Source organism: Streptomyces sp. NPDC043746, assembly GCF_056436485.1.
In genome coordinates this window covers 18,909-42,773 of record NZ_JBWKCM010000004.1, presented here as the reverse complement: position 1 = coordinate 42,773, position 23,865 = coordinate 18,909, and the positions used below count along the sequence as shown (strand labels likewise).

Here is a 23,865-nt window from a genome sequence, read left to right as displayed (position 1 = left end):
TCAGGCCACCCTTCCCGGGGACGGCGGTGCGGTCGGAGTGTCTGCGGGACCGGTCAGCAGGACCGGCCCGGCCAGAGCGCCCGGTCGGAGCAGATCGTCGGCCGGGCAACGGCCCCGGGCCACATACCGGTCGTGGAAGGCCGCCACGGCGTCCCGTACGGCGGTGCTCACCCCCATCCGGTCCAGGGCGTCGAGCGCCGCCCCGAAGCACAGGACGGCCACTGCCCGCAGCTCCGGATCGGCCAGGCCCTCGCGGGCCGCTGTCGTCCACAGGGCGTTGCGCGGCGCGGCGGCGGAGCCGGCCGACTCGGCCAGGGGCTTCACCGTGCGGTACACCGTCTCGGCGGCCTCCGGGTCGTCGAACAGAGCGGTGGTGACGGCGAGCGGCACCAGCCACCCGTCCGGGCCGCTCTGCGCGTCGATCATGCGCAGTTCGAGATGCCCGCGCGGACGGACCGGGGGGAAGAGGGTGGTGAGGTGGTAGTCGAGATCGGTCCGGAGCGGCGGGCGGGGCGCGCCGGTGCGGATCCACTCCCGGAAGGTGAGCCCCTCGGGCACGTCCCAGGGGCCGTCCTCCCGGCGTACGCACATGACGGTCGTGTCCAGCGCATGCGCCGCCCACGCCTCGCGCGGCGGCAGCCCGCTGCCGGGCGCCAGGGTGCGTACGGGATCGAGGTCGGCCCACAGCGCCTGCCGGGTGGACTTCCAGCCGGTCCGGCGTCCCTGCCGGAACGGCGAGTTGGCGAACGCCGCCACCAGGACCGCACCGAGGAGATGGGTGAGCTGCCAGCGCCGGCCGTAACCGCGCGGCCCCGGCTCCTCCTCGCCCGCGTCCAGACAGACCTGCACGGAGGCGGAGGTGCACATCATCGCCCGACCGGCCGGGCCCGCCCGGTCGAGGGCCGCCTCCATCGCGTCGTACCGTGGCTCCCGGAGCCGGCGGTGCGGGGTCTGCCACGGGTCCACGCCGAACCCGACCGGGGCGAGCCCGGCCCGGCCGAGCGAACCCCGGACGGCGGCCAGATCCGCCGCGGTCGTCTCGACGCACTCCATCAGGGATCCGGCCGGCTGGGAGCTGAGCTCCAGCTGACCGCCCGGCTCGAACGTCAGTGCGGCGCTCAGGGGCAGCTCGCGGAGGGCCGCGACCGCGCCGTCCAGGCGATCCTGGGCCACCGGCACGGCGGGATGTTCCCGGTCGTGGATGAGCCATTCGAGTTCCACCCCCACGGTGCGCGGGGGGCCCGTCTTGAAGCAGATGCCGCGCAGCAGATCCTGCGCCGCACCCTCGTCGAGGGGGGAGGATTCCGGGCGCGGTCCGGGGCCGCCAGGTGTGTCCGGGCACATGAGGCGCCTCCTTCTCGGTTGCCTACCTACCACCCAAACCCGTACCCAGAGATCGCACAAGAGTGCCCCCAAGCCACCGGAAATGCAGTTGCCGCCACACCGGTCCCACGACCAGCATGCACCGTATGCACCACAGAGGGGAGCGCCGGTGAGCGCGCGACTGCGCGGAATCGCGCGGGAGACCGAAGCCGTCGTCGAGGCCGGGCACTATGGCAACGCCGCAGGTCAGACCGTGTCCATCGAGCGCGCTGTAGCAGCCGCCCGCTCCGGCACCCGGCTGTACGGCCCCGAGCCGGTGCCCGTCCCCGCCCTGGACACCGACCGGCCGACCCGCTTCGAGGCCACCGGCGAGAGCAGCCTCCGGGCGGCCCGGCGGCTGGCCGACGAAGCCCCCGGAAAGGTCGCGGTGCTCAGCTACGCCTCCGCCCGCAACCCCGGCGGCGGCTACCTGAACGGCGCCCAGGCGCAGGAAGAGGCCCTCTGCCGAGGCTCGGCCCTCCACACCACCCTGCTGCGCGCGCCCGCGTACTATGCGCACCACCGCGCCGAACGCAGCGCCTTCTACACCGACCGGGTGATCCACTCGCCCGGCGTCCCCGTCTTCCGCGACGACCGGGGCCGCTTCCTCGACACCCCGTACGAGGCCGGATTCCTGACCTCCCCGGCGCCCAACGCCGGAGTGATCCGGCGGCAGACCCCTGAGGAGGCCCACCGCGTCCCCGCCGCCCTGGCCGCCCGCGCCGAACGGGTCCTGGAGGTGGCCGCCGCCGAGGGCTACCGCAGGCTCGTGCTGGGCGCCTGGGGCTGCGGGGTCTTCCAAAACGACCCGGCCCAGGTGGCGGGGGCGTTCGGGGCCCTGCTCGGCGGGAGCGGCCGGTTCGGCGGCCACTTCGAGCAGATCGTGTTCGGCATCCTGGACCGCACCCCCGACTCACCGGTCCGGGCGGCCTTCACCCGGGCCTTCGGAGCCGGGGGACGGTAGCCGGGGCGGGCGGGGCCGCACCACGGGCCGCCCCCTGCGGTTCTTCCGGCCGGTCCCCGGTCCCGCGACGGTCCTCCAGTTGGGCCGATACGGGCGGGGAGCAGTCCGGTCCGCCGTCAGCTCCCGCCCGCCCTCGCCCCTCCCGCCCCAGCCGTACCGCTAGCTCCAGCCGTACCGCTAGCTCCAGCCGTACCGCTCCCGCAGCCGCCCGGTGACGGTGTCGAACCGCTCCCGGTCCAGCGCGCACGCCTCGCGCCGCATGCCCTCCTCGTGGACCCGCAGCACCCGGTCCAGATCGACCCAGGACGGCCGGCCCGAGCTGTCCCAGGGACCGGCGCCCAGCGCCACCCACTCGTGGTCCATGTCGTGCTGCCTGCTGGAGAGCTGGACGGCGAGCAGGGTGCCCGCCGCCTCCCGGGCGACGACGAGAACCGGCCGGTCCTTGCCGCGCCCGTCGTTCTCCTCGAACGGCACCCAGGTCCAGACGATCTCGCCGGGGTCCGGGTCGCCGTCGCGGTCGGGGGCGTACGTGGTGCGGACCGGGCCCACCGCGCGCGGGTCGGCCTGCACGGTGACGGTGGGACCGCTGCTGCCGGGGAGTACGGGCGGGCTGTCGATGCGCTCTGCGCTGTGGTGGAACGTCATCGCCACACCGTATGACCTGCGAGGCCCCGACGCGGGAGCGGGGGCGTCCAACGGGGCCCGGGCGAGCCGTCGCACGACCGTGCCCCCGGGGCGTCGGCCGGTGCGGCGGATCTGGAAGACTGCCGCACGCCATGAGCCAGTTACCCAAGCAGCCCACCGAAGTCTCCGTACCGACCAGCGCCGACGTCGCGCGCCTCGCCGGAGTGTCCCGGGCCACCGTGTCGTACGTACTGAACAACAACGCCGCCGTCCGGATCAGCGAACCCACCCGGCACCGCGTCAGGGAGGCCGCCACACAGCTCGGTTACGTCCCGCACGCCGCCGCCCGCAGTCTGCGCGCCGGACACAGCCGCCTGGTCCTGCTGCCCTCCGGGCACATACCCGCCGGCCCCCTCCACCAGTACTTCTTCCAGGAACTCCAGGCGGGGCTGCGCCGCCTGGACTACACCGTCGTCCAGTACGGCAGCGCCGGCCTCGCGGACGACGAGGCGGTGCGGGCCTGGGCCGAACTGCGGCCCGTCGCCGTCGTCGTACCGCCGGGCATCACCCTCACCCCGCACGGCACGGACGTCCTCACCCGTTCCGGCGCCAAGGCGGTGATCACCCTGGGCCCGGACCCGGTGGCGGGCGCCCACGGGCTGGTCATGGACCAGCGGCGGGTCGGCGCGAGCGCGGTCGCCCATCTGCTGGCGCGCGGCCGCCGCCGCATCGGGGTGGTGATGCCCCGGGAGCCGGCCCTCACCCCCTTCTCCGAACCCCGCCTCGCCGGAGCCCGGCAGACGGCCGAGCCGGCCGGGGCGTACGTGCGCCCCCTGCCGCTCGGCTACGACGAGGAGTCGGCGGCGGAACTAGCGGGCTGCTGGGGGGAGTTGGGGCTGGACGCGGTGTTCGCGTACAACGACGAGTACGCCATGCTGCTGATGCGCGCGCTACAGGAGGCGGGCGTCGCGATCCCCGCCGACACGGCGGTGATCGGGGCGGACGACCTGCTACTGGGAAGGTTGCTGCGGCCCCGCCTGAGCACGGTCCGGATGGAGCTGGCCATGGACCAGCCACTGGCCGAGACGATCGACCGGCTCGTCAGCCACCCGGGCACCGCCCCCGTCCACCACGACCTGCTGCGTACCGGAGCCGTGCACCGCGAATCCAGCTGACCGCCCCGGTGCGACGACATGCGCGGCCCGCGGCGGATGTCTAGCGTCGGGACCATGAGCCACCCGCAGAGTTACGAACTCCTCCTGATCCCCGACCACAGCAGGACGCGGACCGGAGCCCCCGGACGGCCGCTCCGCTCGGCGGTCGTCTCCGCCACCGGCGAGACGGGTGCCTCGGGCTACCCCCGGTACACGGGCGAGGGTATGGAGGCCGACATCGACCCGGAGACCCGCACGGTGGAGGCCGTGCTGGTCGACGGCGAGGAACTGGACCCGGGCATGTCGGTGCACGTGGCCGACGGAACGCGCCCCACAGGCTGAATCCGCCGTCGGCCGGACGGGCCCGAACCCGCCGTGCGCCCGGTGGACTGGGCCCGTACGGCGGCAACCGCGATATGAGTGGGGCGCGGGGCTGGCTACCGGGCCTACTGAGGCTCGGACGGCCCCTTCTGTCCGGCCTCCGCCGCCCGCTTCTGCTCCTCGACGGACTTGCGGACCTCGTCCATGTCCAGGTTCCGGGCCTGACCGATGACGTCCTCCAGGGCGGCCTCCGGCAGAGCGCCGGGCTGCGAGAAGACCGCGACGTTGTCCCGGACGATCATCAGCGTGGGGATCGACCGGATGTCGAAGGCGGCGGCCAGTTCCTGCTGCGCCTCCGTGTCCACCTTCGCGAAGACGAGGTCCGGGTGGCGCTCGGACGCCGAGTCGTAGACCGGCGCGAACTGCCGGCAGGGGCCGCACCAGGAAGCCCAGAAGTCGATCAGGACGAAGTCGTTGTCACTGACGACCTGATCGAAGTTTTCCTTGGTGAGTTCGACGGTGCTCATACTCCTGCTACCTCTTCCTGTCCGGGTTCGGTCCGTCCGGCACAACGGTGACGGCACGTGCGCTATTCCGCCTGCCCATGTGGCCGGTGCGCACACCCGCGACGAGACTGGTCCCATGAACGCTCGCGAGTACGACGTGGTGGTCATCGGCGCAGGTCCCGTGGGGGAGAACGTGGCCGACCGGGCCCGTGCGGCCGGGCTGGGCACGGCCGTGGTGGAGTCCGAGCTGATCGGCGGCGAATGCTCGTACTGGGCCTGCATGCCGAGCAAGGCGCTGCTGCGCCCCGTGGTCGCCCGCGCCGACGCCCGCCGTGTCCCCGGCCTCGGCACCGCCGTACAGGGCCCCCTCGACGTCCCGGCGGTCCTCGCCCACCGGGACGGGATGACGAGCTACTGGAAGGACGACGGACAGGTCGGCTGGCTGGAAGGGATCGGAGCCGACATCTACCGGGGTAAGGGCCGCCTCACCGGCCCTCGCGAGGTCTCCGTCACCGCCCCCGACGGCAGCGAGCACCGCCTCACCGCCCGCCACGCCGTCGCCGTGTGCACCGGCACCAGAGCCGTCGTCCCCGACCTCCCCGGCATCGCGGCGGCCCGTCCCTGGACCAGCCGCGAGGCCACCAGCGCCGAGGAGGTGCCCGGCCGGCTCGTGATCGTCGGCGGGGGAGTGGTCGGCGTGGAGATGGCAGCCGTCTGGCAGGCGCTCGGCGCCCGGGTCACCCTGCTGATCCGGGGCGGCGGCCTGCTCCCGAAGATGGAGCCCTTCGCGGGCGAGTCGGTGGCCGAGGCGCTGACGGAGGCCGGTGCCACGATCCGTACCGGCGTCCTTGTCACCGCCGTCGAGCGCCCCGCACCGGACGGCCCGGTGACGGTCGTCCTGGACGACGGCACCCGGATCGAGGCCGACGAGATCCTCTTCGCCACCGGCCGGGCCCCGCGCACGGACGACCTGGGCCTGGAGACGGTCGGCCTGGAACCCGGCTCCTGGCTCACGGTGGACGACAGCTGCCGCGTCGAGGGCACCGACTGGCTGTACGCGGTCGGGGACGTCAACCACCGCGCCCTCCTCACCCACCAGGGCAAGTACCAGGCCCGCATCGCCGGTGCCGCGATCGCCGCCCGGGCCCAGCGGACCCCGCCGCTGGACACGGCCCCCTGGGGCCCGCACGCGGCCACCGCCGACCACCGGGCCGTTCCCCAGGTCGTCTTCACCGACCCCGAGGCCGCCTCCGTGGGCCTCACTCTCGCCGAGGCCGAACACGCGGGCCACCGGGTCCGCGCCGTCGACTACGACCTCGCCTCGGTCGCGGGCGCGAGCCTCTACGCCGACGGCTACAAGGGCCGCGCCCGCATGATCGTGGACCTGGACCGCGAGATCCTCCTCGGTGTGACCTTCGTCGGCCCCGGCATCGGCGAACTCCTGCACTCCGCCACGGTCGCGGTGGCCGGCGAGGTCCCCATCGCCCGACTGTGGCACGCCGTCCCGGCGTATCCGACGATCAGCGAGGTGTGGCTGCGGCTGCTGGAGACGTACCGCGGTTGAGTACAGACCGTGGAGACACAGACCGTGGAGACGCCGATGCAGGGTATGGCTCGCATCCCTGCGGGGCGGTCAGGCTTTCGGCTCCGGGCCGTCTCCTCGCACGGCCACGTAGACCGTGTTGGTCGAGGTGCCGCCTCGCAGCGGGTTCGGAAACTCCACCACGTGGGCGGCGGTGCTCTGGAAGCCCTCGGCGAGACGGGAGACGAAGTCGGTGTCCGGCGGGTCGTTGGACCACAGCGCGAAGACCCCTCCGGGGTGGAGGAGGCGAGTGAGGGCGCTCAGGCCCTCCCGTTGGTAGAGGGAGGCGTGGCTCGGGTGCAGCACATGGCTGGGGGAGTGGTCGATGTCCAGCAGGACGGCGTGGAATCGGCGGCCCTCGGCCCGCGGGTCCAGCCCCTGGCCCTCGCGCACCAGGGCGAAGAAGTCCCCCTGCACGAGACGGCAGCGGTCGTCCGAGCCGAGCTCCGTGCCGAGCGGCACCAGACCGCGCCGATGCCAGTCGATGACCTCGCCCACGGTGTCGACGACGATCAGGGAGCCGACGTTCCGCTCCTCCAGCACGGCGCGCGCCGTGTAGCCGAGGCCGAGGCCGCCGACGGCGACATCGAGGTCATCGAGGTGCGCGAGCGGGGCGAGGCCCAGCCGGGCGAGGGCGATCTCGCCCTCGGTGAAGAGGCTGGACATCAGGAACTCGTCCCCGAGTTTCACCTCGTAGACGTCGTCTCCCGACAACGGGTCGCGTCGGCGCCGCAGGCTGATGTCGCCGATCGGTGTCGGCTTCCAGTCGAGTTCTTTGAAGCGGGTGGTCATGGCGGGGGGCTCCTCCGGTCCGCGACGCGGTGTCAGGCGTCGATGACGACGGGGATGATCAGAGGCTTGCGGCGGTGGCTGCGGGAGGCCCAGGAGGCGACGGCGCGAGCGATGCGCTGTTCGAGCTGGTGGTGGTCGCCGATGCCCTCCTGCGCTGCCGCGGCCAGGGTCTTCTCGATGAGCGGGACGACGGGCTCGAATGTGGTGTCGTCGTGCTCGAATCCGCGGGCGAGGAAGTCGGGCGGCTCGGCCAGGGCCCCGGTGTCGCTGTCGACGATCGCCACGATGGTGACCACACCCTCCTCGGCCAGGACGCGGCGGTCCTTGAGAGAAGCCTCGGTCGCGCCTCCGACCGTCATGCCGTCGACGTACACATAGCCGGCCGGGACCTTGCCGGTGATCGAGGCGCGCCCGTCGACGAGGTCGACGACGACACCGTCCTCGGCGATGATCACGCGGTCCGGTGCGACGCCTGTACGGATGGCGAGGTCGGCGTTGGCGCGCATGTGCTTCCACTCGCCGTGGACGGGCATGACGTGGCGGGGCTTCACGATGTTGTAGCAGTAGACCAGTTCACCGGCGCTGGCGTGGCCGGATACGTGGACCTTCGCGTTGCCCTTGTGGACGACGTTGGCGCCCCAGCGGGTCAGCCCGTTGATCACCCGGTAGATGGCGTTCTCGTTGCCCGGGATGAGGGAGCTGGCGAGCAGGACGGTGTCGCCCTGCCCGATGCGGATCGTGTGGTCGCGGTTGGCCATGCGGGAGAGGGCGGCCATCGGCTCGCCCTGCGAGCCCGTGCAGACCAGGGTGACCTTGTGGTCGGGGAGCTTCTCCAGCTCCCGCGCGTCGACCACGAGGCCCGGTGGTGTCCTGAGGTAGCCCAGTTCGCGGGCGATGCCCATGTTGCGGACCATGGAGCGGCCCACGAAGGCGACCTTCCGCCCGTGCTGGTGGGCGGCGTCGAGGACCTGCTGGATACGGTGGACGTGGCTGGCGAAGCTGGAGACGATGACCCGGCGCGGGGCCGTCCGCATGACGTGCTCGATGGCGGGGTTCAGCTCGCGCTCGGACGTGGTGAAACCCGGCACCTCGGCATTGGTGGAGTCGGTGAGGAACAGGTCGACGCCCTCCTCCCCGAGTCGCGCGAAGGCGCGCAGGTCGGTGATGCGGTCGTCCAGCGGGAACTGGTCCATCTTGAAGTCACCGGTGTGCAGGACCATCCCGGCGCCCGTACGGATGGCCACCGCGAGGCCGTCGGGAATGGAGTGGTTGACCGCCACGAACTCGCAGCCGAACGGCCCGAAGTCGCGTCGATCCCCCTCCTTGACCCGTACCGTCGTGGGCTTGATGCGGTGCTCCTTGAGCTTGGCCTCAAGGAAGGCGAGCGTCAGCTTCGAGCCGATGACGGGGATGTCCCGGCGTTCACGCAGCAGGTAGGGGACACCGCCGATGTGGTCCTCGTGTCCATGGGTGAGGACCACGCCGACGACATCGTGCAGACGGTCCCGGATCGAGGTGAAGTCGGGCAGGATCACGTCGACGCCGGGCTGGGTCTCCTCGGGGAACAGCACTCCGCAGTCGACGATCAGCAGTTTGCCGGCGTGTTCGAAGACGGTCATGTTGCGGCCGATCTCTCCGAGACCGCCCAGGGCCACGACCCTGAGCCCTCCTGAGACCAGAGGAGGGGCAGGCTTGAGATCAGGATGTGGATGGCTCATACGCTGACGCTACCGGAGGGTTGTGGGGATGATCCATCATGGGCGGGCTCCGGCTTTTTCGCGGCTCGCCGTGAGCGGGAAGAAGTCCTGAGGACTGCCCGCATCGCCGGCGAAGCCGACGAGGCTCGCGGGTGCGCCGGCTGCTGTCATGGGCGAGTCATGTCGAAGTCCAGCAGCGCGTAGCCGCTGATGGGTGCGGGCTCGGCAAGGGGGCGCCGTGACAGCCTGATCTGCCGGAGGCCACGCGATGCGGAGGACCGGAGCGGAGCAGCGTTCGCCGCCCACAAGTTACCCTTACGAGAGAGTAGAGTGAAGGCGTGTGGTGACCCGTGTGCCGCGTGTCTCGATGCGGAAGGCGGGCGAAGTGGGAGACCGTTGCCCATGGTCGGATGCCGCACAACGCGAAGCGGCCAAGCGAGCGGCATGCCGTGGACGGGCGACTGGTCCCGCGGGGGAGCTGCGTGCCGGGCGGAGGCGGGGGGTCGTTGGCGGGCCGCGGAGAGCCCGCGCCGCGGAGTGCGCCTCTTCGGTCATCATGCGTCATCAGGGTCGGCGAAGGCTGGTTCGCCGTCGCCGAGACGTGCGACCGGGCGGCGGACGGAGGGCTCGTCCTCGCCGGGCACGCGCCTTGCGAACCGATGCGTGCGGGCAGCGCGTCGGGCTGCCGGTGCGCGTCGTCGGCCTGCCGGGCGAGGGCGGTCCCATGCGTTCAGCGCTCCTCGGCACGTGTTCCGCGGCGGGGCGTATCGCCTGGCGTCTTCTGCGGGCAGGGGGTCAACGGAGTGTTCGACCCGGCAGGGCGACGACCGCTCCGCGCCGTCAGGAAGCCTGGGTATCGAGCCTGCGGCGCAGTGTGGCGGCGAAGTCCTCGGCGGCCATGAGCTGGGCGCGCAGTGTCTCGCAGCGCGCGTCCGCCACCTTGCGGTAGGAGTCCAGCCGCTCAAGCAGGCGCTCCCGCTCCTCGGCCGCGGGCGCCGCGTCGTCGGCTCCGATGCGGTCGACGATCTCCAGAAGATCCCGCATCTCCTCCAGCGAGAAGTCCAGCGGTTTCATGCGGCGGATCACCATCAGGCGGTCGACGTCCGTCTCGGTGTACAGGCGGAACCCCCCCTTGCTGCGCGCGGAAGGGATGACCAGGCCGACTTCCTCGTAGTGCCGGATCGTGCGGAGCGACAAGCCGGTCCGCTCGGCCACCTCACCGATCCGCATCTGCCGCTCTGCCATCTCCGCGCCTGCCTCCTCGGTAGCCGGCTGCTCTTCGAACGCTCGAAGGGAACCAGCATACGTGTCCAGAATCACATGATCCGCAGACGTGTTTACCTGCATTTCACAAGCCGCAACTCGCACTCTGCCCTGACGTCAGGGTACGATTTCCCGTGAGTCGAGACCGCTGGGCGGGCATCGCTGACGCTGGATCCCGGCCAGGGCCTCGCGGCTTGTCGGGCCATGATGCCCGACTGCCGGCCCCGAAGGCTGCCACCCGATCCGGCAGAGCCCTGTCGGCGCCGGGCTGCCGGAACTCCCCCTGTGTGGAGTCGAGAACGATGCGTGCGTGTCCAGACCGGTGGATGTGTGCGCCCGAACAGAAACGGTTGCATGTCTTCACCGCTGACCACTGTCTCCAGGCTGCGTATGTCCAGGCCTGACTGGCTCGCTTCCCCCAAGGTCTTCCGCACCGAGGTGCTGGCCGGTCTCGTCGTCGCCCTGGCGTTGATCCCCGAGGCGATCTCCTTCTCGATCATCGCGGGTGTCGACCCGGCGGTCGGCCTGTTCGCCTCCTTCACGATGGCCGTCGTGATCTCGGTCGTGGGTGGCCGCAAGGCCATGGTCTCCGCCGCCACCGGCGCCATAGCGCTGGTGATCGCACCGCTCAACCGCGAGCACGGGCTCGGCTACCTGATCGCCGCCGTCATCCTCGGCGGCCTGATGCAGATGGCTCTGGGCGCGCTGGGGGTGGCGAAGCTGATGCGGTTCGTGCCGCGCAGCGTGATGGTCGGCTTCGTCAACGCACTGGCGATCCTGATCTTCATGGCGCAGGTGCCCGAGATGCGCGACGTCCCCTGGGCCGTCTACCCGCTGGTCGTCGGCGGCCTGGCCCTCATGATCTTCTTCCCGAAGATCACCACCGTGATTCCCGCACCGCTGGTCGCCATCGTCACGCTGACCGTGATCACCGTCGCCGCCGGCATCGCCGTCCCCAGTGTCGGCGACAAGGGCGATCTGCCGTCCTCGCTGCCCGTTCCCGGTCTGCCGGATGTGCCGTTCACGATGGACACGCTGACGACCATCGCCCCGTACGCGCTCGCGCTCGCGCTGGTGGGGCTGATGGAGTCGCTGATGACGGCCAAGCTCGTCGACGACATCACCGACACCCATTCGAACAAGACGCGTGAGTCCGTCGGTCAGGGCATCGCCAACGTGGTCACGGGGTTCTTCGGTGGCATGGGCGGTTGCGCCATGATCGGTCAGACGATGATCAACGTGAAGACGTCCGGGGCCCGGACCCGCCTCTCCACCTTCCTCGCCGGTGTGTTCCTGATGGTCCTGTGCATCGTGTTCGGGCCGGTCGTCTCGGACATCCCGATGGCCGCTCTCGTCGCGGTGATGATCCTGGTCTCCTTCGCGACCTTCGACTGGCACTCGATCCAGCCCAGGACGCTCAAGCGGATGCCGGTCGGTGAGACGGCCGTCATGGTCGTCACCGTCGCCGCGGTGGTGGCGACCCACAACCTCGCCATCGGTGTCGTACTCGGGTGCGTCACCGCGATGGTGATCTTCGCGAAGCGGGTCGCGCACATCGCCGAGGTCTCCGGGGTGGTCGACCCGGACGGCAACCAGGTCGTCTACGCGGTCACCGGAGAGCTGTTCTTCGCCTCCTCCAACGACCTCGTCTACCAGTTCGACTACAAGGACGACCCCGACGATGTGATCATCGACCTCACCGACGCCCACATCTGGGACGCCTCCTCCGTCGCCGCCCTCGACGCCATCGAGACCAAGTACGCCCAGCGTGGCAAGAAGGTCACCATCATCGGCCTGAACAAGGCCAGCGCCGAGATGCACGGCAAGCTCGCCGGCCGGCTCACCGCCGGCCACTGAGGAGGTCCGCAAGCCGCCTCTGACCGCCCCGGCACGGGCCGGGGACAGGGGCGGCTCTGCCGTGCGGGGCGTGCGCCAGACCTGCCGCGTCACCCGGTGAACAGCTCTGTCACCTCGCGCGGCAGCTCCTGCGCAGGGTCGGCCCGCAGGGTCGCATGACCGGATCGGGGACGGGGCGGCACCGGGCTCGACCAGGGACCGGCAGCGCAGCCGAGCGCTGTACGGGCGTTGCGCCGCGCGCCGCCCCGCCGGATCGTCCTGCCGTGCCGCCAGGCACGGGCGGTGGACCGGCGGGGTCCCGTCCAGTACCGCGGCGAGGAGAGGGCGCGGCCCTCGAACGCCTCGCCGCAGCCCGCCACGAGGTCCTCGGAGGCGAGCAGTCAGGAGCAGGACCTCCGGCTCGCCCGCCAGGGCCCGCGCCCGGGGCTGCCGGAAAGCCCGTCCTCCGCACGGTGAGGTCTTCCCCGTACCGCGGCCGGACCCCTCGGGCGGGCCCACGACCCGCCCGAGGGGTGTACGGCGGGGGCGCGGAGTCAGCCCGCGGCCCGCAGCTCCAGCGTGCAGCACTTCACGCTGCCGCCGGCCTTGAGGAGTTCGGAGAGGTCCACGCCGATCGGGTTGAAGCCGCGGTCGCGGAGCTGGGCCGTGAGGGCGGTGGCGTTCTGGGGCAGGACCACGTTCAGGCCGTCCGACGTGGCGTTGAGGCCGAACACCGCCGCGTCCTCGGCCGAGGCGATCACGGCGTCCGGGAAGAGGCGCCGCAGGACGGCGAGGCTGCCGGGCGAGAAGGCGCCCGGGTAGTAGGCGACCGTCTTCTCGTCGAGCACCGTGAGGGCGGTGTCCAGGTGGTAGTAGTCGGGGTCCACCAGGGTCAGCCCGATCACCGGGCGGCCGAAGAACTCCTGGGCCTCGTCGTGTGAGCGGGGGTCGCTGCGGAAGCCGGTCCCGGCGAGCAGCAGGTCGCCCACGAGGAGGTAGTCGCCCTCGCCCTCGTTGACGACGCTCGCGGTGCGCAGGTCGGGGAAGCCGTTGTCGCGCAGCCAGTCGTGGTACGCGGGGCCCTCGGCGATGCGCTCGGCGTCCCGGAACCGGGCCACCAGGGCGCGTCCGTCGACGACCGTGGCGCCGTTGGCGGCGAAGACCATGTCGGGGAGTCCGCGGACGGGCTCGATGGTGTCGACGGTGTGCCCGAGGTTCAGGTAGACCTCGCGCAGCCGCTCCCACTGGGCGATGGCCAGCGGAGTGTCGACGGGCTTCTTCGGGTCCATCCACGGGTTGATGGAGTAGACCACGTCGAAGTAGGTGGGCCGGCACATGAGGTAGTGCCGGGCACGTGCGGTACGCATGGGTGTGGGTCCCGATCGTCAGGGGCGGCCGGTGAGGTAGCCGCCCATCGAGGTGAAGTACTCGGTCGCGGGAAGTTCGCGGCCGTCCCCGGTCCGTACGCGGGTGATGGCCAGACCGTGGTTGCGGCCGGTGCGGGCGTCGGCTCCGGCGACGATCACGACGCCGTCGCCCTCGCGGTAGAAGATCCGGCCCGGGGTGCCGCCGTAACGGCCCTCGGACACGGCGGCGGAGAGGACTTCGAGCCGCTGCCCCCGGTGGAAGGTGAAGGCGCTCGGGTAGGGCGCGGACTGGGCGCGGACCAGACGCTCCAGGTCCTCGGCCGGCCAGTTCCAGTCGATACGGATGTCCTCCTCGGCCCGCTTGTGGAAGAAGCTGGCCCTGGATCGGTCCTGCGGGGTGAACTCGGTCTGCCCCGAGGCGATCAGGCCCAGCGCCTCGGTGGTGACCGGGGCGATGAGATCGACCGTACGGTGGAAGAGGTCGGTGGACGTGTCCGTCGGCCCAACGGGGACCGACTTCTGGACGACGATGTCGCCCGCGTCCAGCTCCTCGTCCATGAGATGGGCCGTGACGCCGACCTCCGGCTCGCCGTTGACGAGCGCCCAGATCAGCGGCGAGAAACCGGCGTAGGCGGGCAGCAGGGAGTCGTGGATGTTGAGCGTGCCGTGGACCGGGAGGCCGTAGATCTCCGGCGGAATCCAGGTCCGCCAGTTGTTGGCCACGATGATGTCCGGGGCCACCTCCTTGAGCCGGTCCAGCAGCTCGTCGTCCGGCCGGTTGCGGATGATCACGGGGATGCCGTGCTTCTCCGCCAGATCGGCCACGGAGTCGCTCCAGATCTTCTCGTAGGCGTGCTCGCTCCTCGGGTGCGTCACGACCGTCACCACGTCGTGCTCGGAGTCCAGCAGCGCTTGCAGAGTGCGGTGCCCCCAGGTCTGGTAACCGAACATGACGACCCGCATGGAGGTGCCTCCTTGGATGGACGATGGACCGGCGACTTAGTAAAGCAAGGCTTACCTAAGATCACAACGTCCCATGATTCACAGGGGGGTTGGCTGCTCAGGTCGGCTGAAAATGCCCCCTGGCGTCGAAAGGGAAGGGCCGGGGTAGCTTGTCCCGGCCCGCTCCCCGGCCGCGAGCCGTGGGTTCGACCACGACGGGGAGGGACCTCCCGTGCTCTGTACGAGGCTGACGAACGCCCGCATCCTGACCATGGACCCGCACCGCCCCGTCGCCCGCGACCTGGGCGTCTGGCGGGGCCGGATCGTCGGCCTGGACGGTATGGCGACCGCCCTGCCGGCCCGCGAGGTGGTCGATCTCCAAGGGGCCACCGTGCTGCCCGGCTTCATCGACAGTCATGTCCACCTGGCCTGGGCCGGGTTGAAGGCCCGTACGCCGAGCATCGCCCCGTGCGCCCGGATCGAGGACATCCTCGCCGTCGTGGACCGGGCCGCCCGCCGCCCCGCACCGTCCGGAGCCTGGCTGGATCTCGCAGGCTATGACCAGCGGGCGCTGGGCCGCCACCTGACCGCCGCCGAGCTGGACCGGGTCAGCCACGGCCGCAAGATCCTCCTGATGCACGACTCCGGGCATGCCTGCGTCGTCAACTCCGCCGTTCTGGACCTGCTGCCGGACGGAGTGGAACACCAGGAGGGCTTCCTCGCCGAGAGCGCCATGACCGCCGCCCGTCGGCTGCGGCTGCCGTACGGGCAGGAGGAGCTGGCCGACGCGATCGAGCACGCTGCCCGGGAGTGCCTGACCGAGGGGATCACGGCCTGCGTCGAAGCCGGCATAGGCGGCGGGCTGCTCGGTCACAGCCCCGTGGAGCTGGGCGCCTACCAACTCCTCCGCGACCGGGGCCGACTGCCCCTGCGCGTCCAGCTCATGGCGTCCGGCGACACCCTCCGTACCCGCGCAACCCACCCCGAGGACGGCTTCACCCGGGCGATGGACCTCGGCGTGCGCACCGGGTTCGGCGACGACTGGCTCTCCCTGGGAGCCCTCAAGGTCTACACCGACGGCGGCATGATGGCCCGCACGGCCGCGCTCACCTCCCCGTACGAAGGAACGGACGGCGACACCGGCCGGTTCCAGGACGATGCCGGTCGGCTCACCCGCCTGATCGTCGACGGCCACCTCGCCGGCTGGCAGCTCGCCGTCCACGCGATCGGGGACCGCGCCGCCGACCTCGCCCTCGACGCCCTGGAGCAGGCCCAGAAGCTGAAGCCCCGGCCGGACGCCCGCCACCGCATCGAACACGCCGGGCTGATCCGCCCCGACCAGCTGCCCCGCTTCGCCGCACTCGGGGTGAGCGCGGTCGTCCAGCCGGCCTTCCTGCGCCACTTCGGCGACGACTACGCGACGGTGATGGGGGAGCGGCGGGCCGACTGGATGTACCGGGGCCGGGGCTTCCTGGACCACGGCGTCACCCTCGTGGGCAGCTCGGACCGTCCCGTCGCGGACGGTTCGCCGCTGCGCGCGGTCCAGTTCATGGTCGAGCGCGCCTCCCTGACGGGCCGGATCATCGGCGGCGGTGAGGCGATCGCTGTCGAGGAGGCCCTGCGCGCCTACACGGTCGCCGCCGCCCACGCCTGCCGCTGGGACGAAGCGGCGGGCACCATCTCCCCGGGCAAGCGCGCCGACCTGGTGGTCCTCGGGGACGACCCGCACCGGGTGGACCCCGGCCGGATCGGTGACATCGAGATCGTGGCGACGTACGTGGACGGCCGCGACACGCGGGCGGCCGCGGCCTGAGGAGGAGGGCCGGGCGGAGCCGCTGCCCGCACGCCCGGCTCAACAGGTCAGGTAATCAGCCCCTTTTTCGTGTTATTCGGGGTGAATAGGGACATTGGCCCCGTAGGTTGGGGAGAACCGCCATCCCGCTGGCGTCCTACGTCACTTCGACACCGCCACCGGACGAGCGCCGGGCCGCCGTGTTCCACCGGTCGCCCGGCGCCCGGTGCGCCGCTGTTCACGAACGAGGAAAGGCAGGGCAGGTGAACGTGCTTGGGATCGTCGCCTCCGGTGCGGCCGCGCTGTTCATCACGGTCGTCCTGGCCAAGGCCGTCCGCCGTACGGCGCTCCGCGCCGGAGCCGCCCACGAGCCGGGCGCGCGCCCCTCACGCGCGGGGGTGGTGCGCAGACTCGGCGGTACGACGCTGGTCCTCGGCGTCGGTGCGGCTGCCGCCGCCGGTACGGGCCTCGGCGCGGCCGGCGGGTACGGACGGGCGGTCACCGGGCTGCTGGCCGGGGCCGCGGTCGTCGCCGCCCTGGGACTGGTCCACGATGTGCGGCCGCTCGGAGCGCCGCTGCGGGTGGCGGTCCAGACGGCCGCCGCCGCGCTCGCCGTCTGCCTTGCCGGGCTGCCGCCGGTGGCGGGCGTCCTGGCGGTGATCGGGATCGTCGCCGCGACCCAGGCCTTCGCCCTGCTCGACACCTCCGACGGAGCAGCGGCGACGGTCGGCGCCGTCACCGCCGCCGGGCTGCTCGCCTGCGCGGCACTCGACGGTCGGGCCGGACTCGCCCTGCCGCCCGCCGTCCTGCTCGCCGGGCTGATCGGATTCCTGCTCCACAACTGGCACCCCGCCCGCATCCGCCCCGGCGCGTGCGGCTCGCTCTTCACCGGCTTCGTCCTGGCCGCCTCCGGCGCGCTGATCCTCGCGGCGGCACCGCCGGAGCGCGTCGCGTGGGCCGCCCTCCCCGTGCCGGCCGCCGTCGCCCTCGCCGACGCCGCCCTCGTACTGGTATCCCGCCGTCGCGCCGCTCGCCCCCTGCTCCAGGACTGCGGCGACCACATCACGCACCGCCTGCGCCGCCTCCGTGTCACCGTGCCCGGAGTGGCCGTCGTCCTCGGCCTGTGGGCGGGTGCGGCGGTGCTGACCGGCACGCTGGTGTACGCGGGGGTGCTGCACCCCGCCTTCGGCCTCGTACCGCCGGCGGGCAGTGCGGTGGCCGTCGTCGCGCTGCTGCGGATCCCGGTGTACGTGGCCCCGCCGGCCACGGCCGCCCGCCGCCGCCCGCCCACCGGAACGACGCTTCCGCCCAAGCCCGAGCCCAGGCCCGCGCCTGTCACGCGCGCGGCCTCACCGGCGGGCGTCGCCGGGCCGGCCAGGCCCCCGTCCCACCGTGCCACCGTGCCCCCGCCGCCCACCGGCCGCCCCACCGTCGGCCTCACCGCCGACCGCAGCTGATCCGGGGCCGCAGCGGACGAACCATCACAGATCACCGGCCCCGACCCGTCGGCCGCAGACCGGGAAGCCGCACCGCCTCACGCCCGCCACCGGCCGATCGTGGCCCGGGCCGCCGTCCGGGCGTACGGGGACACCATCAGCAACGGCGCCCACGGCCAGGTGTGGCGCAGGCAGTAGACCCACCACTGGCCCGGCGGCAGCTCCCGTACGGAGGTCACCCGGCGCAGCGCCTCCCGCACGCCGATCCCCGGCTCCAGTGAACCGGGGGCGTCCGGCCCCTTCGCGCAGACGCCGACCGGGGACGGGGCGACGAAGGCGGGCACCCCGGCGCGCCGGGCGCGGAACCCGTGGTCGTAGTCGCCCATCCGGTGGCGGAAGACCTTGTCGGGGTCCCCGACCAGGTCGTGCGCGGCCCGGGAGAGCAGCACCACCCGGCCGTCGTACGTGTCGCACGGCTCGGGGTGCTCCCCGCCGGGCTCCACGAGCGTGAGCGAACGGCCTCGCCGCCCCGAGTAGAGCGTGGTCCCGTCCGGCCCCCGGACCGCCCCGACGACGACAGCCCCGTCCCCGACCGCGTCCGCCGCGCCCAGCAGCCCGCTGAGGGCGTCCGGAAGCAGTTCGACCCGGTCGTCCAGCCACAGCTGGTGCGTCCACCGATGGCTCGGCCCGCCCGGTCGGGCCCGCTGCGAACCGCCCCCTCCACCGCCGCTGCGACTGTTGCGGCTGGCGATGCGGAGCGCCTGGTTGCGGGAGACGTCCGCGCCCACCGACATGACCTCGACAGACGGGTGGAGCAGGCGGACGGCCTCCGGAGTACCGTCGGTGGAGCCCGCGTCCACCAGATGCACACCCAGCGTGGCGTGGGCCGGAAGCCCGCGCTGGGCGTGCAGGGCCGCGAGCGCCGACAGCGTCCTCGTCCGCCGGTTGTGACTCGTCATCAGCACGGCCAGGTGGACGGAGTGCACGGCGGGCTCCTCACTGCACAAGTCTCATCATTCATGCATGAAAGCAGATAATCTGCATAGGCTGAGTGAGTGAGCGCTACACCGATACCGCTGGTCCCGCCGGAGAACCTGCTTCCCCCGGAGCCCGGCCCGATGGCCCCGGGCCGGGCCCTTCGGGCCGTGCGGGCGGCGGCGTTCGTGCTGGCCGTGCTCGGCGTGATGACGGTGGCGCTCACCTCGACGGTCCGGGCCACCGTCCTGTCGCCGGGGTACTACCAGTCCGTCCTGGACGAGGAGTCGGCGTACGACCGTCTCTACAGCGAGGTGCTCGTCGACCCGGCCATCGCCCCCGTCACCCGTGACCTCCTGGCTCAGCTGCCGGTTCCCGAGGCGCTCGTGACCTCCAACATCAAGGTCGTCCTGCCCCCGACGACGGTCCGCTCGCTCACCGACCAGCAGATCCACGCCCTCACCGCCTATCTGCGAGGCGACACCGAGGAGCTGCGGTTGGCCGTGGACCTCGACCCGGTGCTGCGGAACCTGGCCGAACTCGCCCGTATCTACTTCGGTGACCTGGTCGCCGGCCTCCAGGACCAGGGTCGGCCGGACTTCGCCCGGTTCACCGACGACCTCACCGCCGCGCTCGAAGCCCTCAGGGAGGGCCGCGCGCCCGCCCTACCCGCCCTGCCGCTCACCGACGACCAGGCCACACGCGCCACCGAGGCCCTGCTGAGCCTCGTGCCGGAGGAGGAGCGGGCGGAGCTGCGCCCCGAGGTCGCCGTGGCCCTCGGCAGGGGCGACGTGGCGTCGGCGCTGGCCGCCACCGCGGCGGTCGCACTCGCCGACGGGGCGCGCACGGCGGCGGCCGATCTCCGTACCGCCCTCCAAGGGGGTACGTGGGACCTCACCGCGACCCTGAGGGCCGCGGGCAACGACCTCGAAGCCCTGGAGCAGGCCCGTGAGCGGGTGCAACGGCTGACCCAGCTCCAGATCCTCGCCACCGTCCTGGCCCTGGTCTCCCTCGCGGCCCTCTGGGTGACCAGCCCCGGCGCCCCGGCCCGGCGGCTCATGGGGCTGGGGCAGGCGATCGCCTGCGGCGGAATCCTCGCGGCCGCGGCCCTCCTCCTGGTCCGCCCGGTCACCGGAGGCCGGTTCCTCGCCGTCCCGCCCTCCTGGCCGCCGAGCGTCACCGCCCTCGTCGAGGACCTCCAGCGCAACGCCGTCGACCAGGCGGTGGCCACCGGACTGACCGCCGCCCTCACGGCCCTGGTCGGCGGGGCCCTGCTCACCGCCGCCGGCTGGGCGTTCCTCGTGCGCCCGCGCACGCTCCCGACACCCACCGCCGTACGGGGGGTGGCCGCCGGTGTCACCTGCGCCGCGCTGGCGGGCGCCCTGCTGGTCCCGCCCGCACTCGGCCCGTCCGCGCCCCGCCGCTGCCAGGGCAGCACCGAACTCTGCGACCTGCGGTACGACGAAGTCGCCCACCTCACGGCCCACAACGCCATGTCCACCACCGCCGACCGGTTCATCGGCCCCCTCCAGGACCCCGACATCACCACCCAGCTCGACACCGGCGTCCGCGCGCTCCAACTGGACACGTACCACTGGGAGAGCCCGCAGGACATCGCCGCCCGGCTCGACGACCCCGAGTTCACACCGGAGCAGCGACGGCTCATCTCCGCAGCGATCGACCGTGCCAACCCGCCGCGCGAAGGGCTCTGGCTCTGCCACAGCGTCTGCCGGGCGGGAGCGGTCGAACTGGTCCCCACCCTGGAGGACATCGGCGCCTGGCTGCGCGCCAACCCCACCGAGATCGTCACCCTGATCATCCAGGACGAGATCGGTGCCGAGGAGACCGAGGAGGCCTTCCGCGAGGCCGGGCTCGACGAACTGCTCCATACCCCTTCCGAGGATCCCGACGAACCGTGGCCGACGCTGGAGGAGATGATCGACAGCGGTCGGCGTCTGGTGGTGTTCGCCGAGAAGGCGGACGGACCGGCGCCCTGGTACCGCAACTTCTACCGGTACGGGATGGAGACCCCGTTCGCCTTCCGCAGCCCCGACGAGATGAGCTGCGATCCGCACCGGGGCGGCACCGGCAAACGCCTCTTCCTCCTCAACCACTTCGTCACCAACGGGGGCGGCAGCCGGCTGGACGCGGGCCGCGTCAACGCCCGGGACTGGGTGCTGGAGAGGGCCCGCACCTGTGAGGCCGAGCGCGGCGGCCCGGTGAACTTCGTCGCCGTCGACTACACGACCGTCGGCGACGCCCTCGGGGCGGTGGAGGAGCTGAACACCCGCCGTGCGCGGGACGGCGGTTGATGGCGGGTCACCCGGAGGCGACCGGAGGGGACGGGCTCGCGGACGAACCCCGGGCCGGGTGTCAGAGGCGCATGAGAGGCTGAGTTTCCGAGCTTCTCCGCGCCGTGCGGACGGAGCCGTGCGACCGCCGACAGAACGGGGAACCAGCGCACATGACCGCTCTCAGCGACCCCGCACCGCAGGAATCCGCACCACAGAGAACCGGCCCGCAGGGGACCGGGTGTCTGCTGGCGGTCAGCGATCTCCACGCGGCGGTAACCGACAACCGGCCCCTCGTGGAATCCCTCCACCCCACTTCCGACGCGGACTGGCTCATCGTCGCGGGCGATGTCGCGGAGCGACCCGAGGACATACGGTGGGCCCTGGGCCTCCTCGCCGACCGGTTCGCCAAGGTGATCTGGACCCCCGGCAACCACGAGCTGTGGACCCTGGACAAGGACCCGGTCCGACTGCGCGGCCAGGCCCGGTACGAACACCTCGTGGCCCTCTGCCGCGAACTCGGCGTGCTGACCCCCGAGGACCCCTTCCCGCTCTGGCAGGGCCCCGACGGACCGGTGGCGATCGCCCCGCTGTTCCTCCTGTACGACTACACCTTCCGCGCCCCGGGGACGCACACGAAGGAGGAGTCGCTCGCCGTCGCCCACCAGGCCGGCATCGTCTGCAACGACGAGTACCTCCTCCACCCCGACCCGTACCCCACCCGCGACGACTGGTGCCGGGCCAGGGTCGCGGAGACCGAGCGCCGCCTCGCCGCCCACGACCCGAAGGTCCCACTCGTCCTCGCCGGGCACTGGCCGCTGGTCCGGGAACCCACGTCGATCATGTGGCATCCCGAGTTCGCCCAGTGGTGCGGCACCGAACTGACCGCCGACTGGCACCGCCGCTTCAACGTCACGGCCGTCGTCTACGGCCACCTCCACATCCCCCGTACGACCTGGTACGACGGCATCCGCTTCGAGGAGGTCTCGATCGGCTACCCGAGGGAGTGGCGCGAGCGGGGCCACCCGCGCGGCCTGCTGCGCCGGATCCTCCCGTACGAACCGCAGTCCGCGCCCCCGGCCCGCACCGACACCGCCACCTCCGGAGGGACCCTGTGATCGAGCGGCTGCTGCCCGCGTACGTCTCCTGCGCCGCGACGCGCGAGGTCAGCGTCGCGGACGGACAGCTGTTCCCCGAGGAGGAGGAGCTGGTCGCCAGGGCCGTGCCCAAACGCCGCAACGACTTCGCGACCGCGCGGGCCTGCGCGCGACGGGCGATGGGCAGGCTGGGCCTGGAACCCGTCGCCGTGCTCCACGGCAAGCGCGGGATGCCCCTGTGGCCCGAGGGGGTCGTCGGCAGCCTCACGCACTGCGAGGGGTACCGGGCGGCGGCGCTGGCGCGCGCGGGGGACGTGCTGTCGCTCGGCATCGACGCAGAGCCGCACGCCCCGCTGCCCGACGGCGTTGCGGAGATGGTGGTGCTGCCCTCGGAACGGGAACGGTTCGCGGCGGGCGGCGAGGCGGGCCAGATCCACTGGGACCGGCTGCTGTTCAGCGCCAAGGAGAGCGTCTTCAAGACCTGGTACCCGCTCACCCTCACCGAGCTGGACTTCGAGGAGGCGGACCTGACCTTCCACCAGGAGAGCCGGGAGAGCCGGGAGGACGGCCGGGTGGGCGGTGGGCCGACGGGCCGGGCGGTCGAAGGCACGTTCAGTGCGCGGCTGCTGCGCACCGACCCGGCCGTGCCGCCGGTGCTGGAGGGGCGGTGGCGGATCGAGGACGGCATCGTCGCCACGGTGCTGCTGCTGCGGCCCGACCGGGAGGAGGCGGGCGGCCCCTCTCAGAACCCCTGAGGGGTGGCGAGCGGACGCCCCAGCCGGACGTTCCACCGCCCCGGGCGGCCGCTCAGCTCCGTCAGGGCCAGTGGTGCCACGTCCAGCCGCCAGAACGCCGCCGCCGGCAGGGCCAGACCGTGTACGACCGCCGCTCGTACGACGGCGGGCTCGACGACCGCGAGAACGCTCACGGTCTCGCGGTCGGCTTCGCCGCCGACCCCGTCCAGCCGGCCGCCCACCCGGTCCACCAGCTCCCGCAGTGACTCGCCGCCGTGCGGAGCCGCCGTGGGGTCACCGGTCCAGGTGGCCACGGCGGCGGGTTCGGCGGCGGCCACCTCGTCCAGGCGACGGCCGCTCCAGCGCCCGAGGTCCCAGCCGGTGAGCGCCGGTTCGGGGCGGGCGGCCAGACCGAGCGCGGCGGCGGTCTCCCGGCACCGCCGGGATGGGCCGCACAGGACCAGGCCGGCCCCGGGCACGGCGGCAGCCGCGGCCAGCGCGGCCCGCTCACCGGCCCGGTCCAGCGGGGCGTCGCCGTCGAAGCGGGCCTCTCGGAGCGCCGCGTTCATCCCTGGTGAGACCAAGGTCACTCGTACGGTCATGTTCCTGCCTCAACTGGTTCCGTGGCGGCCCCAACGCCCATGGCGGGCAGGCGATCGAAGCCCCGAGCCCCAGCAGATTGCACCATGGCGGAGCCTGCGTGCAGGCGGTATGGTCACGTCGACCTTGACGACGGTGTGACGGAAGCCCGGTGAGAATCCGGCACGGTCGCGCCACTGTGTACCCGTACCTGTACGGGAAGTCAGACCCAGCACCTTCGTCCGGCGCACCACGACAGGGACGCGTGTTCCCACAGGAGGTTCTGCCATGGCTCAGTCTGCCGCTCCCGCAACCGGGGCTCCCGCAACCGGGGCCCCCGTGATCACCCCCATCTCGGCGAAGGCCATAGCCCCCTGGGCGGTCTTCGTCGGAGTTCTGGCGCTCGTCCTGCTGTACTTCGTCGGCGCCGAACAGGGCGCCACCGCCCTGATCTCGGGCGAAGGCGTCCACGAATGGGTCCACGACGGCCGTCACCTGCTCGGATTCCCCTGCCACTGACCTGCCCGCGCGCGGCGTCCGGCAGGCAAGTG

The 23,865-nt window shown here is 72.4% G+C and carries 21 protein-coding genes; 11 read left to right on the top strand and 10 right to left on the bottom strand.

The annotated features are described in order from the left end of the window. Complete coding sequence (egtA, locus tag AC0682_RS05870; protein ID WP_478531149.1) at positions 1-1,344, bottom strand: ergothioneine biosynthesis glutamate--cysteine ligase EgtA; 1,344 nt, start codon at positions 1,342-1,344, stop codon at positions 1-3. Positions 1,345-1,492: 148 nt separating this feature from the next. Between egtA and AC0682_RS05865 the strand changes: the two genes are divergently transcribed. Then, entirely contained in the window at positions 1,493-2,326 is an 834-nt protein-coding gene (locus AC0682_RS05865; RefSeq protein ID WP_478531148.1) for a TIGR02452 family protein, read from the top strand. Positions 2,327-2,503: 177 nt separating this feature from the next. Here AC0682_RS05865 and AC0682_RS05860 read toward each other — a convergent pair whose 3' ends face one another. Beyond that, entirely contained in the window at positions 2,504-2,971 is a 468-nt protein-coding gene (locus AC0682_RS05860; protein ID WP_478531147.1) for a type II toxin-antitoxin system PemK/MazF family toxin, read from the bottom strand. 131 nt (positions 2,972-3,102) lie between these two features. Here AC0682_RS05860 and AC0682_RS05855 point away from each other — a divergent pair, with 131 nt between their 5' ends. Further along, positions 3,103-4,125 carry a LacI family DNA-binding transcriptional regulator gene (locus AC0682_RS05855; RefSeq protein ID WP_478531145.1) on the top strand — a complete coding sequence of 341 codons (1,023 nt, stop codon included), beginning with the start codon at positions 3,103-3,105 and terminating at the stop codon, positions 4,123-4,125. Positions 4,126-4,179: 54 nt separating this feature from the next. Continuing rightward, positions 4,180-4,446 (top strand): hypothetical protein, encoded by a 267-nt coding sequence (locus tag AC0682_RS05850; RefSeq protein ID WP_478531144.1) that lies wholly within the window; start codon positions 4,180-4,182, stop codon positions 4,444-4,446. Positions 4,447-4,550: 104 nt separating this feature from the next. On the opposite strand, the gene trxA is transcribed toward AC0682_RS05850, so the two are convergent. Continuing rightward, positions 4,551-4,952, bottom strand: a complete 402-nt coding sequence (gene trxA, locus AC0682_RS05845; RefSeq protein ID WP_478531143.1) for a thioredoxin — start codon at positions 4,950-4,952, stop codon at positions 4,551-4,553. A gap of 115 nt (positions 4,953-5,067) precedes the next feature. Between trxA and AC0682_RS05840 the strand changes: the two genes are divergently transcribed. Further along, a complete protein-coding gene (locus AC0682_RS05840) occupies positions 5,068-6,495 on the top strand; it encodes a dihydrolipoyl dehydrogenase family protein (RefSeq protein ID WP_478531141.1) in 1,428 nt (475 codons plus the stop codon). Positions 6,496-6,564: 69 nt separating this feature from the next. Here AC0682_RS05840 and AC0682_RS05835 read toward each other — a convergent pair whose 3' ends face one another. From AC0682_RS05835 to AC0682_RS05825, 3 genes are all read right to left on the bottom strand, one after another. Continuing rightward, positions 6,565-7,305 carry a spermine/spermidine synthase domain-containing protein gene (locus tag AC0682_RS05835; protein WP_478531140.1) on the bottom strand — a complete coding sequence of 247 codons (741 nt, stop codon included), beginning with the start codon at positions 7,303-7,305 and terminating at the stop codon, positions 6,565-6,567. A gap of 32 nt (positions 7,306-7,337) precedes the next feature. Further along, entirely contained in the window at positions 7,338-9,023 is a 1,686-nt protein-coding gene (locus tag AC0682_RS05830; RefSeq protein ID WP_478531139.1) for a ribonuclease J, read from the bottom strand. A gap of 819 nt (positions 9,024-9,842) precedes the next feature. Then, positions 9,843-10,247, bottom strand: a complete 405-nt coding sequence (locus AC0682_RS05825) for a MerR family transcriptional regulator (protein ID WP_478531138.1) — start codon at positions 10,245-10,247, stop codon at positions 9,843-9,845. Between the two features lie 372 nt (positions 10,248-10,619). Here AC0682_RS05825 and AC0682_RS05820 point away from each other — a divergent pair, with 372 nt between their 5' ends. Continuing rightward, positions 10,620-12,122 (top strand): SulP family inorganic anion transporter, encoded by a 1,503-nt coding sequence (locus tag AC0682_RS05820; RefSeq protein ID WP_478531137.1) that lies wholly within the window; start codon positions 10,620-10,622, stop codon positions 12,120-12,122. Positions 12,123-12,655: 533 nt separating this feature from the next. Here the strand turns inward: AC0682_RS05820 and ddaH are convergent. Together ddaH and AC0682_RS05810 are read right to left on the bottom strand one after the other, a co-directional pair. Further along, positions 12,656-13,468: a dimethylargininase gene (gene ddaH, locus AC0682_RS05815; protein ID WP_478531136.1), complete on the bottom strand. Its 813-nt coding sequence runs from the start codon at positions 13,466-13,468 to the stop codon at positions 12,656-12,658. Between the two features lie 18 nt (positions 13,469-13,486). Continuing rightward, entirely contained in the window at positions 13,487-14,431 is a 945-nt protein-coding gene (locus AC0682_RS05810) for a methionyl-tRNA formyltransferase (protein WP_254811243.1), read from the bottom strand. 211 nt (positions 14,432-14,642) lie between these two features. Between AC0682_RS05810 and AC0682_RS05805 the strand changes: the two genes are divergently transcribed. Next, positions 14,643-16,223 (top strand): amidohydrolase, encoded by a 1,581-nt coding sequence (locus AC0682_RS05805; protein ID WP_478531135.1) that lies wholly within the window; start codon positions 14,643-14,645, stop codon positions 16,221-16,223. 242 nt (positions 16,224-16,465) lie between these two features. Further along, positions 16,466-17,659, top strand: a complete 1,194-nt coding sequence (locus tag AC0682_RS05800; RefSeq protein ID WP_478531134.1) for an MraY family glycosyltransferase — start codon at positions 16,466-16,468, stop codon at positions 17,657-17,659. A 77-nt stretch (positions 17,660-17,736) separates the two neighbouring features. On the opposite strand, the gene AC0682_RS05795 is transcribed toward AC0682_RS05800, so the two are convergent. After that, a complete protein-coding gene (locus tag AC0682_RS05795) occupies positions 17,737-18,624 on the bottom strand; it encodes a glycosyltransferase family 2 protein (RefSeq protein WP_478531133.1) in 888 nt (295 codons plus the stop codon). A 132-nt stretch (positions 18,625-18,756) separates the two neighbouring features. On the opposite strand from AC0682_RS05795, the gene AC0682_RS05790 reads away from it, so the two are divergent. The 3 genes from AC0682_RS05790 to AC0682_RS05780 all read left to right on the top strand — a co-directional run bounded on the left by AC0682_RS05790 (position 18,757) and on the right by AC0682_RS05780 (position 22,756). Next, positions 18,757-20,925 carry a phosphoinositide-specific phospholipase C-related protein gene (locus AC0682_RS05790; protein WP_478531469.1) on the top strand — a complete coding sequence of 723 codons (2,169 nt, stop codon included), beginning with the start codon at positions 18,757-18,759 and terminating at the stop codon, positions 20,923-20,925. Between the two features lie 152 nt (positions 20,926-21,077). Further along, positions 21,078-22,022: a metallophosphoesterase family protein gene (locus AC0682_RS05785; RefSeq protein WP_478531131.1), complete on the top strand. Its 945-nt coding sequence runs from the start codon at positions 21,078-21,080 to the stop codon at positions 22,020-22,022. After that, on the top strand, positions 22,019-22,756 hold the full coding sequence (locus AC0682_RS05780; RefSeq protein WP_478531129.1) for a 4'-phosphopantetheinyl transferase family protein: 738 nt from the start codon (positions 22,019-22,021) through the stop codon (positions 22,754-22,756). Before AC0682_RS05785 ends, AC0682_RS05780 begins: the two co-directional genes overlap by 4 nt. Here AC0682_RS05780 and AC0682_RS05775 read toward each other — a convergent pair. Further along, positions 22,744-23,337, bottom strand: coding sequence for a histidine phosphatase family protein (locus tag AC0682_RS05775; RefSeq protein WP_478531128.1), 594 nt, complete (start codon positions 23,335-23,337; stop codon positions 22,744-22,746). The genes AC0682_RS05780 and AC0682_RS05775 overlap by 13 nt on opposite strands. A gap of 265 nt (positions 23,338-23,602) precedes the next feature. On the opposite strand from AC0682_RS05775, the gene AC0682_RS05770 reads away from it, so the two are divergent. Next, the gene (locus AC0682_RS05770; RefSeq protein WP_478531127.1) at positions 23,603-23,833 is read left to right on the top strand and encodes a CbtB domain-containing protein; all 231 of its coding nucleotides are present in this window, start codon (positions 23,603-23,605) and stop codon (positions 23,831-23,833) included. Positions 23,834-23,865 lie beyond the last annotated feature (32 nt).